The 1,240-nt window shown below is 49.7% G+C and carries 1 protein-coding gene; it reads right to left on the reverse strand.

The window, feature by feature from the left end:
• A protein-coding gene (locus CWI71_RS12010; protein WP_126755509.1) for an IS3 family transposase occupies positions 1-1,195 on the reverse strand; the annotation gives its coding sequence in 2 pieces (ribosomal slippage) (positions 1-868 and positions 868-1,195; 1,196 coding nt annotated over the 2 pieces). This gene is flagged as partial in the annotation.
• Positions 1,196-1,240 lie beyond the last annotated feature (45 nt).

A 1,240-nucleotide genomic window follows, 5' to 3' on the forward strand; every position in this document is an offset into this window, starting at 1 on the left:
CGATACTCTCGCGGTGACATCATTTTCAATCCGCTGTGCGGATGGTAATTGTTGTAATCTTCGAACCATTCAGCGAGCTTGGTTAATACCGTAGCTGCATCAGGGCGGTCATTCAGATATACATAATCTCGTTTAAAGGTTTTCACAAACGCTTCAGCCATACCATTGCTTTGCGGGCTGCGGACCGGTGTCGTGCAAACCTTAAAGCCGAGTGATTTGGCGAACTGCCGTGTTTCATCGGCAATATAACAACTGCCATTGTCTGTAAGCCATTCGATCGCATGAGGCAGCTCCTGAACGTTACCGAAGCGTTGTTCGATGCGTTCAACCAGAACATCCTGAACCATGTCTGCGCGGATCCCCGTGGTTGTTGCGACGTAGCTCATGATTTCACGATCACAGCAATCCAGGCTAAACACCACACGCACTTTTTCTTTGTTCCAGCATGTAATTTCAAAGCCGTCTGAACACCAGCGTGTGTTTGGGTGCAGCGTAATCACCTGACCGTCATGAGCGCGGTGCTCACCCACACGCCCGGTATGCTTACGTAGCAGCAAGTTATTTTGCCGCATCATGCCATACACGCGCTTCGGATTCACCCGAGCAATAGCATGCTGCTGATTTCTCAGCTCCCGGTTTAAATGCGCGGTAATACGCCGATAACCATTGCTACCGCGGTCGCTGCAGATCTCTTCAATTAATGGCAACAAAAGTGCATCATCAGCCTTGCTATAGCGTGCTGAGCGACCTTTTTGGCGCGCATACAAGCGTTGATATAAGTTCGAGCGCGACACACCAAGAATCGCAGCTACTCGGAGGACAGGGAACCGTCCGGTGGCAGCAATGGCATGCGCGATATAAACTTTTTTGACTGGGCTATCTCCAGCGCCTCTTTTAGGATCTCCGTTTCCATGGTTTTACGATCAAGCAACTGCTCGAGCTGCTTAACCTTCTTTTGAAGCGCCTTATGGTCTGCGGCACTGACGACCTCGTCACCAGATTGAATTGCAGACATGCCACCATCTTGCATGAGCTTTTTCCACTTAAACAATAAACTCGGGGTGATGCCGTTCTGCCTGGCCACCAGTGACACCGAATACCCCGGCTGCATGGTCATGGCAACAAACTTGGCTTTCTCTTGCGGAGTATAACGACGACGACGTTGTTCGCCAGTAAAAATTTCAATGCGCTCCATAGACACTCCTTAAAGATAGGTCTAAGCCTATCGCTTAACTAATGA

Origin of the sequence: Pseudidiomarina insulisalsae, assembly GCF_003987065.1 — a bacterium.
Classification (GTDB): domain Bacteria; phylum Pseudomonadota; class Gammaproteobacteria; order Enterobacterales; family Alteromonadaceae; genus Pseudidiomarina; species Pseudidiomarina insulisalsae.